13 protein-coding genes are annotated in these 15,898 nt (G+C 69.3%); 9 read left to right on the top strand and 4 right to left on the bottom strand.

From position 1 onward, the window contains the following. The first annotated feature begins 176 nt into the window (after positions 1-176). Complete coding sequence (locus ACIRF9_RS12790) at positions 177-2,150, top strand: ATP-dependent DNA helicase (protein WP_403819766.1); 1,974 nt, start codon at positions 177-179, stop codon at positions 2,148-2,150. Between the two features lie 166 nt (positions 2,151-2,316). Here the strand turns inward: ACIRF9_RS12790 and lexA are convergent, their stop codons facing one another. Next, complete coding sequence (lexA, locus tag ACIRF9_RS12785; protein ID WP_055635752.1) at positions 2,317-3,096, bottom strand: transcriptional repressor LexA; 780 nt, start codon at positions 3,094-3,096, stop codon at positions 2,317-2,319. 588 nt (positions 3,097-3,684) lie between these two features. On the opposite strand from lexA, the gene nrdR reads away from it, so the two are divergent. Together nrdR and ACIRF9_RS12775 are read left to right on the top strand one after the other, a co-directional pair. Next, positions 3,685-4,254, top strand: coding sequence for a transcriptional regulator NrdR (gene nrdR, locus ACIRF9_RS12780; RefSeq protein ID WP_403819764.1), 570 nt, complete (start codon positions 3,685-3,687; stop codon positions 4,252-4,254). A 165-nt stretch (positions 4,255-4,419) separates the two neighbouring features. Next, positions 4,420-7,314, top strand: a complete 2,895-nt coding sequence (locus tag ACIRF9_RS12775; RefSeq protein WP_403819762.1) for a vitamin B12-dependent ribonucleotide reductase — start codon at positions 4,420-4,422, stop codon at positions 7,312-7,314. A gap of 93 nt (positions 7,315-7,407) precedes the next feature. Here ACIRF9_RS12775 and ACIRF9_RS12770 read toward each other — a convergent pair whose 3' ends face one another. Next, a complete protein-coding gene (locus tag ACIRF9_RS12770; RefSeq protein ID WP_403819760.1) occupies positions 7,408-7,941 on the bottom strand; it encodes a TerD family protein in 534 nt (177 codons plus the stop codon). A 153-nt stretch (positions 7,942-8,094) separates the two neighbouring features. On the opposite strand from ACIRF9_RS12770, the gene ACIRF9_RS12765 reads away from it, so the two are divergent. From ACIRF9_RS12765 to ACIRF9_RS12755, 3 genes are all read left to right on the top strand, one after another. After that, complete coding sequence (locus tag ACIRF9_RS12765; RefSeq protein WP_403819758.1) at positions 8,095-8,700, top strand: YdbC family protein; 606 nt, start codon at positions 8,095-8,097, stop codon at positions 8,698-8,700. Between the two features lie 131 nt (positions 8,701-8,831). Then, positions 8,832-9,506, top strand: coding sequence for a histidine phosphatase family protein (locus ACIRF9_RS12760; protein WP_403819756.1), 675 nt, complete (start codon positions 8,832-8,834; stop codon positions 9,504-9,506). After that, entirely contained in the window at positions 9,503-10,408 is a 906-nt protein-coding gene (locus tag ACIRF9_RS12755; RefSeq protein ID WP_403819754.1) for an ADP-ribosylglycohydrolase family protein, read from the top strand. Before ACIRF9_RS12760 ends, ACIRF9_RS12755 begins: the two co-directional genes overlap by 4 nt. Positions 10,409-10,715: 307 nt before the next feature. Here the strand turns inward: ACIRF9_RS12755 and ACIRF9_RS12750 are convergent, their stop codons facing one another. Beyond that, positions 10,716-12,263, bottom strand: coding sequence for an MFS transporter (locus ACIRF9_RS12750; protein WP_403819752.1), 1,548 nt, complete (start codon positions 12,261-12,263; stop codon positions 10,716-10,718). 187 nt (positions 12,264-12,450) lie between these two features. Between ACIRF9_RS12750 and ACIRF9_RS12745 the strand changes: the two genes are divergently transcribed. The 3 genes from ACIRF9_RS12745 (at position 12,451) to ACIRF9_RS12735 (ending at position 14,567) form a co-directional block, all read left to right on the top strand. Further along, entirely contained in the window at positions 12,451-13,074 is a 624-nt protein-coding gene (locus ACIRF9_RS12745; RefSeq protein WP_403819751.1) for a TetR/AcrR family transcriptional regulator, read from the top strand. A gap of 93 nt (positions 13,075-13,167) precedes the next feature. Further along, positions 13,168-13,869, top strand: coding sequence for a ribonuclease HII (locus ACIRF9_RS12740; RefSeq protein ID WP_403819749.1), 702 nt, complete (start codon positions 13,168-13,170; stop codon positions 13,867-13,869). A 68-nt stretch (positions 13,870-13,937) separates the two neighbouring features. Continuing rightward, positions 13,938-14,567 carry a hypothetical protein gene (locus tag ACIRF9_RS12735; RefSeq protein WP_403819747.1) on the top strand — a complete coding sequence of 210 codons (630 nt, stop codon included), beginning with the start codon at positions 13,938-13,940 and terminating at the stop codon, positions 14,565-14,567. A 485-nt stretch (positions 14,568-15,052) separates the two neighbouring features. Here ACIRF9_RS12735 and ACIRF9_RS12730 read toward each other — a convergent pair whose 3' ends face one another. After that, entirely contained in the window at positions 15,053-15,673 is a 621-nt protein-coding gene (locus ACIRF9_RS12730; protein WP_403819746.1) for a hypothetical protein, read from the bottom strand. Positions 15,674-15,898 lie beyond the last annotated feature (225 nt).

Genomic DNA, 15,898 nt, shown 5'->3' with positions numbered 1-15,898 from the left:
CCGCACCCGCCCACCCCACTCCCTTTACTCCCGCCGGCCCCCGCCGTCGTCCCCGCCAGGCCCTCCACCGGCCCCGAATCCGAGAAGCCCCGCACCTTGATTCCCTCACCGCTGTCCTCACCGGCCACTTGGTCGATCACCCGTTTGTCAGTGCCGAGCCGTAGGGTGGTCGCGCTATGACGAAGCCCTCACTCCCCGCACTCCTCCACGCCGCCGTCGCCGCTGTCGGCGGTACGGAGCGCCCCGGCCAGGTGACCATGGCCGAAGCCGTCGCGGAGGCGATCGACGACGGCTCCCATCTCCTGGTCCAGGCCGGCACCGGCACCGGTAAGTCACTGGGGTACCTGGTGCCCGCGCTCGCGCACGGGGAGCGTGTCGTCGTCGCGACGGCCACCCTCGCCCTGCAGCGCCAGCTGGTGGAGCGGGACCTGCCGCGCACGGTCGATGCGCTGCATCCGCTGCTGCGCCGGCGCCCGGAGTTCGCGATGCTCAAGGGCCGCTCGAACTATCTGTGCCTGCACCGACTGCACGAGGGAGTCCCGCAGGACGAGGAGGAGGGACTCTTCGACCCGTTCGAGGCGGCCGCGCCCACCAGCAAGCTGGGCCAGGACCTGCTTCGGCTGCGCGACTGGGCCGACGAGACGGAGAACGGCGACCGGGACGACCTCACACCCGGCGTCTCCGACCGGGCCTGGGCCCAGGTGTCGGTGTCCTCGCGGGAGTGCCTGGGCGCGACGAAGTGCGCCTACGGCGCGGAGTGCTTCGCGGAGATGGCCCGTGAGCGCGCCAAGCTGTCGGACGTCGTCGTCACCAACCACGCCCTCCTGGCCATCGACGCTATCGAGGGCGCCCCCGTACTCCCGCAGCACGAGGTGCTGATCGTCGACGAGGCGCACGAACTGGTGTCGAGGGTCACCGGCGTCGCCACCGGCGAGCTCACTCCGGGCCAGGTCAACCGAGCGGTGCGGCGCGCGGCCAAGCTGGTCAACGAGAAGGCCGCCGACCAGCTCCAGACCGCCGCCGAGGGCTTCGAGCGGCTGATGGAGCTGGCGCTGCCGGGCCGCCTGGAGGAGATCCCGGAGGACCTCGGCTACGCCCTCATGGCCCTGCGCGACGCCGCCCGCACCGTCATCTCGGCGATCGGTGCCACCCGCGACAAGTCCGTCCAGGACGAGGACGCGGTCCGCAAGCAGGCCCTCGCCTCGGTGGAGTCCGTGCACGACGTGGCGGAACGGATCGTCAACGGTTCCGAGTACGACGTCGTCTGGTACGAACGCCACGACCGCTTCGGTGCCTCCCTGCGTGTCGCCCCCATGTCCGTGTCGGGCCTGCTGCGCGAGAAGCTCTTCGCGGACCGCTCGGTGACCCTGGCCTCGGCGACGCTGAAGCTCGGCGGGGACTTCAACGGCGTGGGCGCCTCGCTGGGTCTGGCCCCGGAGGGTACCGAGGGCGACGACCTCCCCCCGTGGAAGGGGATCGACGTCGGCTCGCCCTTCGACTACCCCAAGCAGGGCATCCTGTACGTCGCCAAGCACCTGTCGCGTCCCGCGCGCGACGGTGACCGTGCGGACATGCTGGACGAGCTGACCGAACTGATCCAGGCGGCCGGTGGCCGCACCCTCGGCCTCTTCTCCTCCATGCGAGGTGCCCAACTCGCCGCCGAGGAACTGCGCAGCCGGATCCCGGAGTTCCCGATCCTCCTCCAGGGCGAGGAGACCCTGGGCGAGCTGATCAAGAACTTCGCGGCGGATCCGAAGACATGTCTCTTCGGGACGCTGTCGCTCTGGCAGGGCGTGGATGTGCCCGGCCCCAGCTGTCAGCTCGTGGTCATGGACAAGATCCCGTTCCCGCGCCCGGACGACCCGTTGATGAGCGCCCGCCAGAAGGCGGTGGAGGACGCCGGGGGCAACGGCTTCATGGCCGTCGCCGCCACGCACGCCGCGCTGCTCATGGCGCAGGGCGCGGGCCGTCTCGTCCGCGCGTCGGGGGACCGGGGCGTGGTCGCCGTACTGGACCAGCGGCTGGCGACGGCCCGCTACGGGAGTTATCTCAAGGCGTCCCTGCCGGACTTCTGGTACACCACGGACCGCAACCAGGTCCGGAAGTCGCTCGCGGCGATCGATGCGGCGGCCCGCCAGGCCGAGGCGTAGTGAGTGCGGGTGGCCCTCGTGGGGCCACCCTGTGGTTGAAGGGGCTATCGGCTGCCTCGACGCTTCGCCGATGAGGAGCGTCGGGCACAGCACAGGGCCCCGGAATCGGCGCAGGGATCCCGGGGCCCAGTCAGGGGGGCGGAGGAGGTGAGGCCGCCCGCCGTGCTCAGACGCGGCGCAGTACCGCCACCACCTTGCCGAGGATGGTGGCGTCGTCGCCGGGGATAGGCTCGTACGCCGCGTTGTGCGGGAGGAGCCACACATGGCCGTCCTCGCGCTTGAAGCGCTTCACGGTGGCCTCGCCGTCGAGCATGGCGGCCACGATGTCGCCGTTCTCGGCGACGGGCTGCCGCCGGACGGTGACCCAGTCGCCGTCGCAGATCGCGGCCTCGATCATCGAGTCACCGACGACCTTCAGTACGAACAGCTCACCGTCACCCACGAGCTGCCTCGGGAGCGGGAAGACGTCCTCGACGGACTCCTCGGCGAGGATCGGGCCACCGGCGGCGATACGGCCCACGAGCGGGACGTACGACGCGGCGGGCTTGCCGGCGGTGTCCGTGGGCTGCACGGAGACGGCCTGGTCGGAGCCGCGGACCTCGTACGCGCGCGGGCGGTGCGGGTCGCGGCGCAGGAAGCCCTTGCGCTCCAGTGCCATCAGCTGGTGCGCCACCGAGGACGTGCTGGAAAGGCCCACGGCCTGGCCGATCTCCCGCATGGACGGCGGGTAGCCGCGCCGCTGAACGGAGTCCCGGATCACCTCGATCACCCGTCGCTGCCGGTCGGTGAGTCCCGAGCTGTCCGCCCGGATGCCTGGAGGTCGGCCCGGCAGGGAGCGCTTGTGCCCCTCGGGATTCACGGCTTCGTTCATCGCATGCACCGGCTCGAGTCGGCCCTGGGAGCGGTCCTGGGCGGTGATGGTGGCACTGTCTGCGGTGGTGGTCACGTCGTCGGCCCCTCTCGATTGTCTCCCTGCTGGACAACGGTAGTTGCTTTCGAAAGGTTGCGCCAAACACACGTTCGAGTGAAAAAGCGTGGATAGCCTGACTTGATCATGTGTCTGGGTGTATAGCCAACGTCGGTGCCTGGCGGACGAAAGAGCCCATTGTTGTACTCTTCACCGCCGGGGTCGCGGCCCTTGTGGGGTGTGGCCCCAGTCTGCCATCCGGTTCCCGGTCGACCGGGGTGCCGGGCCCGCTCTGTGCGAGAGTCCCACCGGTCCTCCCTGCGCCGACCACGATATCGCCGTATGTGCCGCGCGGACACGGTTGCGCACGCGCGCGTAGGGGCGGGTTTCGAGTGCTCGCCGTGACGGTGGGATCGCATGGTGTGAGGTGTCGTAGCGCGACACGCGATATGGCCTGGGTGTATGAGCCAAGCCCCATATCTAGTGCTTGGATGTCATCAGCGGCCCAGAAGTTGTGGTCCCCCGTGTCTTCGGATGCTCATGGATCGCCTATGCTTGGGGCTGCTTCGAGGGGCCCATGAGGCCCGGCGAGGCTATTGAGTCTGCTGTGAGGAGGGTTGGGAGTTCATGCACTGCCCCTTCTGCAGGCACCCCGACAGCCGTGTCGTCGACAGCCGTACGACGGACGACGGCACGTCGATCCGCAGGCGCCGCCAGTGTCCTGACTGCTCCCGTCGTTTCACGACCGTGGAGACGTGCTCGCTCATGGTGGTGAAGCGGTCCGGAGTCACCGAACCGTTCAGTCGCACCAAGGTCATCAACGGCGTGCGCAAGGCATGCCAGGGACGGCCTGTCACCGAGGACGCTCTCGCCCAGCTCGGCCAGCGGGTCGAGGAGGCGGTGCGGGCCACCGGGAGCGCCGAGTTGACCACCCACGACGTGGGGCTGGCCATACTCGGCCCGTTGCAGGAACTCGACCTCGTCGCCTATCTGCGATTCGCCTCCGTCTACCGGGCATTCGACTCGCTCGAGGACTTCGAGGCCGCGATCGCAGAACTCAGGGACCAGACGGGACGCCCCGCCGCGGACGACGAAGACCGCGAGGACGACCCCGGTGCTGTCGCGGGGGGCCGGGAAGACGATGGCGGGCGCGGAGGGACCATGCGGGTCCCCGAGCCCGCCCACGCCGCCGACTGACCCGGCGGGCCGGAACCGGGCTTCGGGCCATGGATCCGGCCGGGCGGCGGCGGAACCAAGACTTGCTGAGGGCCAGGCGCATGCGTGCCCCCAGCACCAGACAAACACCGTGCCACGGGAACATCGTGGCATTTCAGGGCGTTTTTGCCTGTACAGGGAGGCGGCATGACAGAGACGGCGAGCGGTCCGGCACGAGGTTCCCGAGCGAAGGGCACCAAGACCACCAAGGGCCTGCGTATCGAGCGCATCCACACCACCCCCGGCGTGCACCCGTACGACGAGGTGGTCTGGGAGCGTCGTGACGTCGTCATGACCAACTGGCGCGACGGCTCGGTCAACTTCGAGCAGCGTGGCGTCGAGTTCCCCGACTTCTGGTCGGTGAACGCGGTCAACATCGTCACCAGCAAGTACTTCCGCGGTGCCGTCGGCACCCCGCAGCGGGAGGTCAGCCTCAAGCAGCTGATCGACCGCATCGTGAAGACGTACACGAAGGCCGGTGAGGACTACAAGTACTTCGCCTCGCCCGCCGACGCCGAGATCTTCGAGCACGAACTGGCGTACGCCCTCCTCCACCAGATCTTCAGCTTCAACAGCCCCGTCTGGTTCAACGTCGGTACCCCGCAGCCCCAGCAGGTCTCCGCCTGCTTCATCCTGTCCGTCGACGACTCCATGGAGTCGATCCTCGACTGGTACAAGGAAGAGGGCATGATCTTCAAGGGCGGCTCCGGTGCCGGCCTGAACCTCTCCCGCATCCGCTCCTCCAAGGAGCTGCTGTCCTCCGGCGGCAACGCCTCCGGTCCGGTCTCCTTCATGCGCGGCGCCGACGCCTCCGCCGGCACCATCAAGTCCGGCGGCGCGACCCGCCGCGCCGCCAAGATGGTCGTCCTCGACGTGGACCACCCGGATGTCGAGGACTTCATCGCCACCAAGGTGAAGGAAGAGGAGAAGATCCGCGCGCTGCGCGACGCGGGCTTCGACATGGACCTGGGCGGCGACGACATCACGTCCGTCCAGTACCAGAACGCCAACAACAGCGTCCGTGTGAACGACGAGTTCATGACGGCCGTCGAGAACGGCACCGAGTTCGGCCTCCGCGCCCGGATGACCGGCGAGATCATCGAGAAGGTCGACGCCAAGGCCCTGTTCCGTAAGCTCGCCGAGGCCGCGTGGGCCTGTGCCGACCCGGGCATCCAGTACGACGGTGTCATCAACAACTGGCACACCTGCCCCGAGTCCGGCCGGATCACCGCGTCGAACCCGTGCAGCGAGTACATGCACCTGGACAACACGTCCTGCAACCTCGCCTCGCTGAACCTGATGAAGTTCCTCCAGGACGACGGCAAGGGCAAGCAGTCCTTCGAGGCCGAGCGCTTCCAGAAGGTCGTCGAGCTCGTCATCACCGCGATGGACATCTCCATCTGCTTCGCCGACTTCCCGACCCAGAGGATCGGTGAGAACACGCGCGCGTTCCGCCAGCTCGGCATCGGCTACGCCAACCTCGGCGCCCTGCTGATGGCCACCGGCCACGCGTACGACTCCGAGGGCGGGCGCGCCCTGGCCGGCGCCATCACCTCCCTGATGACCGGCACGGCCTACCGCCGCTCCGCCGAACTGGCCTCGGTCGTCGGCCCGTACGACGGCTACGCCCGCAACGCCGACGCCCACAACCGCGTCATGAAGCAGCACGCCGACGCCAACGGCACGGCCGTCCGCATGGACGACCTCGACACCCCGGTCTGGGCCGCCGCCACGGAGGCCTGGCAGGACGTGCTGCGTCTCGGCGAGAAGAACGGTTTCCGTAACTCCCAGGCGTCCGTGCTCGCCCCCACCGGCACCATCGGCCTCGCGATGTCCTGCGACACCACCGGTGTCGAGCCCGACCTCGCCCTGGTCAAGTTCAAGAAGCTGGTCGGCGGCGGCTCGATGCAGATCGTCAACGGCACCGTCCCGCAGGCCCTGCGCCGCCTGGGCTACCAGGAGGAGCAGATCGAGGCGATCGTCGCCCACATCGCCGAGAACGGCAATGTGATCGACGCCCCCGGCCTCAAGCAGGAGCACTACGAGGTGTTCGACTGCGCCATGGGCGAGCGCGCCATCTCCCCGATGGGCCACGTCCGCATGATGGCCGCGATCCAGCCGTGGATCTCCGGCGCCATCTCCAAGACGGTCAACATGCCGGAGACGGCGACCGTCGAGGAGGTCGAGGAGATCTACTTCGAGGCCTGGAAGCTGGGCGTCAAGGCGCTCGCGATCTACCGCGACAACTGCAAGGTCGGCCAGCCCCTCTCCGCGAAGACCAAGGAGAAGGAGAAGGCCGAGATCACGGAGAAGGCCGAGGACACGATCCGTACGGCGGTCGAGAAGGTCGTCGAGTACCGCCCGGTCCGCAAGCGCCTTCCCAAGGGCCGTCCCGGCATCACGACCTCCTTCACGGTCGGTGGCGCCGAGGGCTACATGACCGCCAACTCCTACCCGGACGACGGTCTCGGCGAGGTCTTCCTGAAGATGTCGAAGCAGGGTTCGACCCTCGCGGGCATGATGGACGCGTTCTCCATCGCGGTCTCCGTCGGCCTCCAGTACGGCGTGCCGCTGGAGACGTACGTCTCGAAGTTCACCAACATGCGCTTCGAGCCGGCCGGCATGACGGACGACCCGGACGTGCGGATGGCGCAGTCGATCGTCGACTACATCTTCCGCCGCCTGGCGCTGGACTTCCTGCCGTTCGAGACGCGCTCCGCGCTCGGCATCCACTCGGCCGAGGAGCGTCAGCGTCACCTGGAGACGGGCTCGTACGAGCCCGCCGAGGAAGAGGTCGACGTCGAGGGCCTGGCCCAGTCGGCCCCGCGGCAGACGGACCTGAAGGCCGTCGCCACTCCCAAGGCCGCCGCCGAGGTGGCCAAGCCCGCCCCGAAGCAGGCCCACACCAGCGCCGAGCTGGTGGAGATGCAGCTGGGCATCCAGGCCGACGCCCCGCTGTGCTTCTCCTGCGGTACGAAGATGCAGCGGGCCGGTTCCTGCTACATCTGCGAGGGCTGCGGCTCGACCAGCGGCTGCAGCTGATCCCAGCCGTGCCGACCAGGTCCCTGTGATCTGACGAGGGCGGTGGCGCCGGTCTCCGGCTCCACCGCCCTCGGTGTTCGTCCCCTCAGGAGTTCAGGACCGGCGTATTTGGCCCATGACCCTGGTGAACGTCACCGGGTCGTCCTCGAAGCCCTGGATTCCCGAGTGGAACGTCCAGCCGTCGGACGGCTCGCGCACGAACTCCGCGACGGTCGCTGCGGTCGCCCCGAGCACACTGCCGAAGTCGTCCTCGTCCAGGACGGCGTAGCCCTCCCGGAGGCGGAAGGCGGGGTTGAGGACGCTGACGAAGGTCCGGTGCCCCGGCTGCTGCTGGATGACGACTCCGACCACCACGCGCGTGTACCGCGCGTCCAGCCGGTCGAGTTCCAGCGTCATGACCTCGTCCCAGCCGAAGCCCTTGCCGTCCTTGCTGTCCCGGTTGAGATAGATCGTGCCGTCGGGCGAACGGCTGTCGAAGTGCACCACGTAGGCGGGCGCCCCGCCCGGATCGCCCGCGAGGTACGTCGCGGCGACTATGTCCAGATCGGTGGGCGGTTGCCCCGGCGGACTCGGGTCCCACTTCAGCGCCATCTCGATCTTGCGGATCCCCTTGTTGATGCCGCTCACGGACGTCCCTCCCCGTTCACCATCTGTCCTCACCCCGAACTGCCCGATCATCAGGGCCGGTTGTCCATCCTGCCACGCGCGCGTGGCCCTCGGCATGGCTGCTCTGCGCCAGAGAGTGACCGACGCCACGCCCGGGGGCCTTACCATGGCGCGGTGCTGGTCAAGTGGATTCGCTGCACCGTGGTGGACCGCCGCGGTTTCGAACGGGGACAGCGAAAGTGGGCGGGGCTTCTGGGGGAGCCGGGATTTCGGGGACAGGGCGGGGGCTGGAGCAGGGGACGGCCCTCGGTCGCGCATGTCTTCGCCTTCTGGGAAAGCCGTGCCTTCTACGACTCCTTCATGGCGCGCTCCCACGACCGGCTGGCGACGGCCCAGTCGGGCACGTTCAAGGACGCCCAGGTACGGCTGTTCGACTATCGCTTCGACGTGAAGACCGGCTTCGAGCCCCGCTTCACGGACGCCGACCTGCTGCGGGTGGCCCTGTGCCGGGTCCACGAGGAGCGCGCCGAGCACTTCACCCTCATGCAGGAGAAGGTGTGGAACCCCGCCATGGCCGGCTCGCCCGGCATGATCCGGGGCCTGTTCGCCGAGGCGCCCGGCCACGAGTTCCTGGTCCTGTCCATGTGGCGTTCCGAGGCCGAGCACGGAAAGTACCGCACCGAACGCGTGGAGCGGCTCGCGCTGCGCGCCCAGACGGAGGCGGACATCTCCGCACTCACTGGTGACATCATCGAACTCGAGTCGACCTGGACGGTATGAGTCCGGACTCGCGGTCTGTGCCTGTTGACGGTGTGCGGTTGTGTGTCGCGTGGTGCGGGATTCGTGTGACCTACGCCGTATGGAGGCCGTACGAGTATTCGATCTGCCGTCTTCCGATCTAGGGTTTTGGCATGGCACGACCACGGCGCATCGTCCTTGTCCGACACGGGGAGTCAACGGGCAATGTTGATGACACCGTCTATGAGCGTGAACCCGATCATGCGTTGGCCCTCACGGAACGAGGCCGGCGGCAGGCCGAGGAGACCGGCAAGAGGCTGCGGGAGGTCTTCGGCAGCGAGCACGTCAGCGTGTACGTCTCCCCGTACCGGCGCACCCACGAGACCCTCCGGGCCTTCCATCTCGACGCCGACCTCATCCGGGTGCGCGAGGAACCCCGGCTGCGCGAACAGGACTGGGGGAACTGGCAGGACCGTGACGACGTACGGCTGCAGAAGGCCTACCGGGACGCCTACGGCCACTTCTTCTACCGTTTCGCGCAGGGCGAGAGCGGAGCCGACGTCTACGACCGGGTCGGTGGCTTCCTGGAGAGCCTGTTCCGCAGCTTCGAGGCCCCCGACCACCCGCCGAACGTGCTCATCGTGACCCATGGCCTCGCCATGCGGCTGTTCTGCATGCGCTGGTTCCACTGGACGGTCGCCGAATTCGAGTCATTGTCGAATCCGGGGAACGCCGAGATGCGCATGCTCGTTCTCGGGGACGACGGCAAGTACACGCTTGACCGGCCCTTCGACCGCTGGCGAGACCCGGAACCCTACGGGATCACGGATAGAGTGGCAGAGCGATGACCGCTGACTCCTCTCCCGACGGGCGCCTGGAGCGCGCCCTCGCCAGTCTGCGCGGACTCGCGGTGGGTGACGCGCTGGGGTCCCAGTTCTTCGTTCCGGCGAACTACCCGCTGCTGAAGCGCCGCGAGCTCCCACCAGGCCCCTGGCAGTGGACCGACGACACGGAGATGGCCTGTTCCGTCGTGGCCGTCCTCGCCGCCCACCACCGCATCGACCAGGACGCCCTGGCCCACTCCTTCGCGGAGCACCACGACTTCGACCGTGGCTACGGCCCCGCGGTCAACCGGCTGCTGAGACTGGTCCGTGAAGGCGCCGACTGGCGCGAACTGTCGGCAGCCCTGTTCAAGGGGCAGGGGTCCTGGGGCAACGGTGCCGCGATGCGGATCGCTCCCCTGGGCGCCTGGTACGCGGACGACCCCGAGCAGGCCACCCACCAGGCGGAGATTTCCGCCTATCCCACGCATCAGCACCGAGAAGCCGTGGTCGGGGCCATGGCCGTTGCCGCGGCCGCGGCGCTGGTCGGCGCTCCTGCCGGTCCGCCCGGCGCCGCGGCGCTTCTGGACGGCGTCGTCGCCCTGGTGCCGAAGAGCGCCGTCGGCGCCGGCCTGCGGCGCGCCCGGGACATGCTCGACTACGGCGACGCGGCCACCGTCGCGGCCGTGCTGGGCTGCGGACGGCGTACGTCGGCCCATGACACGGTTCCCTTCGCGCTCTGGTCGGCCGCTCGCGCCCTCGGCGATTACGAGACGGCGTTCTGGACGACCGCACAGGTCGGCGGGGACGTCGACACCACCTGCGCCATCGTGGGCGGAGTGCTGGCCGCCGGGAAGTCCGGGGCGCCTCCGGCCGGCTGGGCGGAACAGGTGGAGGCGCTGCCGGGCTGGGTGACCGTGGCCGTCTGACCGATCTGACGGAGCGGTGGTGTGTCCTCCGCGCCGGGTTCCCCCGGCGCCTTGGGCTGTTGTGCCTAGGGCTCGACCGCCGATGAGGACTCTCCGTGTTCATCTGGAACTCTGCGTGATGGCCGTGCGTTGTTCGGGCATCCGCCGTGCGGCGTGTGGGGGCACGAGCGGGTGTAGGGGAGCGACGCAAGGGGTGGTGGTCATGTGGGTCGTGTTGTCCACGCTGCTGTCGGCGGTGCCGGTGCGGATGGCCGGGTCGTCGTCCCCGCCGGTTGTCCTCGGGGCGAGTCCCGGCCATCCGCGCGGGTCAGCCCGCCATGGGCCCCGCCGTCCCGGCCAGGGCGTCCAGATCGCTCTTGCGGACGCGGATCACGAACCAGGCCGTGACCAGGGCCAGTCCGGCCATCGCGGCGGCCGGCACGAAGGCGGTGGAGATGCCGTGGGCGAGGACCTCGTGCCCCCACGGGGCGGGCAGCTGGTGTGTCTTGGCGAACTCGGCCTTCTGCTCGGCCGATCCGTCGGCGAGGAACTTCGGCAGCTGCTTCTCCGCCTCGTCCTTGCTGGCCGAGCCGAAGACCGTGGTCAGGATGGAGAGGCCGAGCGAACCTCCCACCTGCTGTGTGGCGTTGAGCAGGCCGGACGCGGCGCCCGCCTCGTGGGGTGCGACACCGGAGACCGCGGTGACCGTCGCCGTCACGAAGTTCAGGCCCATACCGAAGCCGAACACCAGCATCGGGCCGAGCACCCCGCCCGCGTAGGAGCTGTCCGGACTGATGAACGTCTGCCAGGCGAGGCCGGTCACCACCAGCGTGGACCCCGCGAGCATGAACGGCTTCGGTCCCAGGACGGGCAGGAAGCGCTGCGACAGACCCGCGCCGACCGCGATCGCGGCCGTGACGGGGAGGAAGGCGAGCCCCGCCTTGATCGGGCTGTAGCCCAGCACGTTCTGCACGAAGAGGACGATGTAGAAGAACATGCCGAACATCGCCGCGGCCAGGCTCAGCATGATCACGTACGTGCCGGAGCGGTTGCGATCGGTGAACATCTTCAGGGGAGTGATCGGCTCCTTGGCACGCATCTCCGTGAACACGAAGGCGATCAGCAGGACCAGGGCGATGGCGAACGCCCCGACGGTCAGCCCGTCCCGCCAGCCTTCCTCGGCGGCCCGGATGAAGGCATAGACCAGGGAGGCCATGCCCGCCGTCGAGGTCACGGCACCCGCGATGTCGAAGCGCCCGGGGTGCCGCTCGGACTCGCCGATGTAGATCGGCGTGAGGGCGGCGATGAGTACACCGATGGGCACGTTGACGAACAGCACCCAGCGCCAGTCGAGCCATTCGGTGAGCATGCCGCCCGCGAGCAGGCCGATGGCGCCGCCACCCGCGGAGACGGCGGCGAAGACACCGAAGGCCCGGTTGCGTTCCGGGCCTTCGGGAAACGTGGTGGTGATGAGCGCCAGCGACGTGGGCGAGGCTATGGCGCCTCCCATGCCCTGCAGAGCCCGGGCCGCCAGCAACTGCCAGGGCTCCTGAGCCAGTCCGCCCAGCAGCGAGGCGAAGGTGAAGAGCAGGATTCCGGTCATGAACACCCGGCGCCGGCCGAGGATGTCACCGGCACGGGCACCGAGCAGCAGCAGCCCGCCGAACGTGAGTGTGTAGGCGCTGACCACCCAGGTGAGGTCGGTGGTGCTGAACTTCAGAGCGTCTTGAATGTGCGGGAGTGCGATGTTCACAATCGTCGCGTCGAGTACCACCATGAGTTGGCAGGCCGCGATGACGGTGAGCGCGATGCCGGGGTGCCCCTCCTGGCGGGCCGCACCCGGTTTCTGGTTCTGAATCAACTGAGAGGTTGTCACTATGGGTCCCCCACAACTGCTTTAGTGAACGCTCGCGTTCACTCTCGCGTCAACGGTAGTGAGTCCCCAGTAGTGAACGCAAGCGTTCACTTTGCGGGCTGTCTGTCGGCACGTCCCCCTCTGCTGCCGCAGCGGCCCCCGCTCCGCTTCGAACTCCCCGCCCCTTCTGCTCGCTGGAGACACTCAGATGGTTACTTCGGGCTGGACGGCCGCCCCCGCTCGGACGGCCTCCCCTCGCCGGCGCGGCGCCGTGCTCGAACGCGCGATCCTCGACGCCGCGCTGGAACAGTTGGGCACCGTCGGTTGGAACGGCCTCACGATGGAGGGTGTCGCCGCCGGGGCCCAGACCGGGAAGGCGGCCGTCTACCGCCGCTGGCCGTCCAAGGAGGATCTCGTCGCGGACGCCTTGAGTGCCGGGCTGCCCCGGATGGATGCGGCACCCGACCTCGGGAGCGTGCGCGAAGACCTCGTGGCGCTGTGCCGCACGGCACGCGACGCGATGTTCTCGCGCCCCGGCTTCGCATTGCGAGCGATCATTCACGAATGCGATCAATCGCAGTCGGAACGCTTCCAGGGCCTGATCGTGCAGGGGGTCGTGGAGCCGGCCGTCAGGATGCTGCATGAGGTCATCAGTCGCGGAATTGAGAGGGGAGAGGTGCGACCCGGAGCGGCGAACAGTTATGTCTTCGACGCCATCCCGGCCATGATGATGTACCGATCCAAGGTGTGCGCAAGCGAATGGAATGATCGGGATCTCGAAGAGATGATCGACCGGCTCATGCTTCCGTTGCTCCGCCCGGACGCCCCCTGACGGGGGTCCGGAGGGGGGCGCCGCCGGTGGACGGGCGGTCGCACCGAACCGGGGTGTCGCGAGGGGATCCCGGCGGCGTACGCTAAGGGCGCCATGCCGTACGAACCACCCACCCACACCGTCGAGCGCTCCCTCCGCGCCACGACCGGAGCGAAGGTCATTGCCGGTGTCGACGAGGTGGGCCGCGGTGCGTGGGCCGGTCCCGTCACCGTCTGCGCGGCGGTCACCGGACTGCGCCGCCCTCCCGTAGGTCTCACCGACTCGAAGCTGCTCACTCTCAAGCGGCGCACCGCGCTGGCCGAGGTACTGCAGACGTGGGTGACGGCGTACGCCCTGGGGCACGCCTCCCCGGAGGAGATCGACGACCTGGGGATGACCGCCGCACTGCGGCTCGCGGCCGGGCGGGCGCTGGAGATGCTGCCGGTCCGCCCCGACGCGGTGATCCTCGACGGGAAGCACGACTATCTCGGCACCCCGTGGAAGGTTCGCACGGTGATCAAGGGTGACCGCTCGTGCGTGGCGGTCGCGGCGGCCTCGGTGATCGCCAAGGTTCAGCGCGACAAAATGATGGCCGAACTGGGTGTCGACCATGCAGACTTCGGTTTTGCGGACAATGCCGGGTATCCGTCGCCCGTGCACAAGGCCGCACTGGAAGTACGGGGCCCCACCCCGTACCACCGGTTGTCGTGGGCGTATCTTGATGCGCTGCCCCAGTGGCGGCATCTCAAGAAGGCCCGCAGCTGGGCGGACGGAACCGTTCCGGAGATCGAGGGGCAGCTCGGCTTCGACTTCTGACGATTCCGCTCGCACTGATGTGCCACCCACTGGCGCGAGCCGCACCAACGTTTGATAAATAACAGCTCATGCCTCTCATTCCCGAGGAGCCTCAGATTCACGAGAGTGCCCAGGGTCCCCGCGCCACTTCGGCCAGCGGCCGCACAGCGCCGACCCCTCGACCCGTACCCGGACCCCGTCCCGCGGCTCCGTCGCGTCCCGGTCGTCCCGGACCCCTCCGGCCCACGCCGCCGGTGCAGCGCACCCCGCGTGACGTCGCCCCCAAGCCCGGGCCCTCCGCCCCGGCCGCTCCCGCGTCCGCCTCGGCGACTCCCCAGATCCAGCTGATCCCGGCCTCGGCCGAGGGCGCGCTGGACGCCGCCGAAGAGGCCGTGGACCTGCTCCTGGACACCGGGCGCGCCCCCGGTGAGGTGCTGGTGCTCACCACCGGTGAACAGCACCCCTGGGCCGCCCATGAACTGTCCTTCGGCGAGGCGTCCTACTGGGCGCAGCACGACGCCGGGGACGACGTCTTCTACGCCGATGCCGCCGCCGCGGACCGGGCGGCCGTCCGCCCCGTCGTCGTGGTCGCCGTCAACGGTGGTCCCGACACGGCCGCCGCCACCGCCATGCCTCTGGCCCACGCTCGGGCCGGTGCCCTGCTGATCGTCTGCGGAGACCCGCAGCAGATCAACGCGGTGCTGGGCGCGGGCGTCTGAGCCGACCCCGGTCGGCCAAGAGGTACCGGGCCGGGGAGGAGTCGCTGTCGCGGCACCTCCACGGTGTGGTTCAGCGCGCGCGGACGACGGAAGTCTCGGCGCGCGCCTCGGCGTACCCGGAGCCGTCCAGCCAGTCCCGTGGGGCTCGGTGGACGGACAGTCCGCCCCGGCACCGGCCTGGCGTGACAGACGCCCGGGTCGGTCGACCGACGGCAGCGCTGCGAGGTGCTGCCGTCGGCCATGAGTGCCGTCGCCCGGCGGCGTGCCCCGCACATGCCGTGGGGTGGTCGCATCGCGCCCACGCCGCATGCCCTGGTGGCCGGGTCGTCGCGGGCGGTTCGGTACGCCCCGCGACGATGCTCGTCAGCACCCAGAGGGTTGCCCCCGTCCTACGGTTCAGCGTCCCGGCGACGCCTTCCGGCTGCTGTGCGGCGTGGCCGGCCATAGAACACGGTCCTGGGACCGTCGGACCCCGCTGCAGTCGTTCAGCGGGCGGCCGCGCGACGCAGAACCTCAGAGACCGCGCCGCCGGTCCGCGGCAGCGGGGGCGGCGCTTCGGACAGACCGAAGGGCTCCGGAGCGGAATCCGTGTTGGGGCGGCGGCCTCCGCGCCCCTCTCCGAGCACCTGCCACCCGTCCTGGGTCAGCGTGATGTACGCCCCGCAGCGCAGTCCGTGCAGCGTGCAGGCGTCACGCAGGCCCCACATCCACGCCCCGTCCTCCTCCGTCCAACGCGCGTCGCCGTCACGGCAGTACAGCAGCACGGCGGTCCGCACCGGTGTGCGCCGCCGCAGGTCGTGCGGGATGACCCGGCGCAGCTGGGCGAGCAGTGCGTTGCGGAACATCCAGCCGTCGGCCGGTGCCTGGCGCCGGGTGAACGACGCGCTGGCCCGTACCCGTTCGTCCGGATCGAGCACGGCCACGATCGCGGTGGCCGGCGCGGGCCGGTGCCGTGAGTGCAGCCCGCTGACCACTTCACGCGGGTTGCGCAGCAGAGGGATGCCGGCCGCGGACCACTCGGCGGGTTCGAGCAAGCGATTGGTGGAAGCGGCGGACGTGGACGACGACAACGATGCTGCCGAAGACGGAGCGAATCCGAGGGTCACGATCCTCCCTTCGGCTACGGCCCACACTGCGGGCGGGTCGGATTCGGGGGAGCGCACGCCGCAGCAGAGCCCTACCGGACTACGGGCGAGCCGTGCGGGGAGCGGACCTCAATTCTTCCTGTCGAACTTGGATGCGGCAACGAGCAATTGGGGCCACCGACCGTTATATGGCGGTGTGTGTCATATATCCCTACCCCGTGATTCGCGGGCGGACGCATGGGACGG

This window comes from Streptomyces sp. NPDC096132, assembly GCF_044763345.1.
GTDB lineage: Bacteria > Actinomycetota > Actinomycetes > Streptomycetales > Streptomycetaceae > Streptomyces.
The sequence above is the reverse complement of the archived record's forward strand: the minus strand, read 5'-3'. Positions and strand labels throughout refer to the sequence as shown.

Bases quoted from the DNA above. Each gene is read 5' to 3' on its own strand.
- ACIRF9_RS12740 (WP_403819749.1), top strand. From the start codon at position 13,168: ATGCCGTACGAACCACCCACCCACACCGTCGAGCGCTCCCTCCGCGCC.
- ACIRF9_RS12775 (WP_403819762.1), top strand. From the start codon at position 4,420: ATGACAGAGACGGCGAGCGGTCCGGCACGAGGTTCCCGAGCGAAGGGC.
- nrdR (WP_403819764.1), top strand. From the start codon at position 3,685: ATGCACTGCCCCTTCTGCAGGCACCCCGACAGCCGTGTCGTCGACAGC.
- ACIRF9_RS12760 (WP_403819756.1), top strand. From the start codon at position 8,832: ATGGCACGACCACGGCGCATCGTCCTTGTCCGACACGGGGAGTCAACG.
- ACIRF9_RS12735 (WP_403819747.1), top strand. From the start codon at position 13,938: ATGCCTCTCATTCCCGAGGAGCCTCAGATTCACGAGAGTGCCCAGGGT.
- ACIRF9_RS12790 (WP_403819766.1), top strand. From the start codon at position 177: ATGACGAAGCCCTCACTCCCCGCACTCCTCCACGCCGCCGTCGCCGCT.
- ACIRF9_RS12755 (WP_403819754.1), top strand. From the start codon at position 9,503: ATGACCGCTGACTCCTCTCCCGACGGGCGCCTGGAGCGCGCCCTCGCC.
- ACIRF9_RS12745 (WP_403819751.1), top strand. From the start codon at position 12,451: ATGGTTACTTCGGGCTGGACGGCCGCCCCCGCTCGGACGGCCTCCCCT.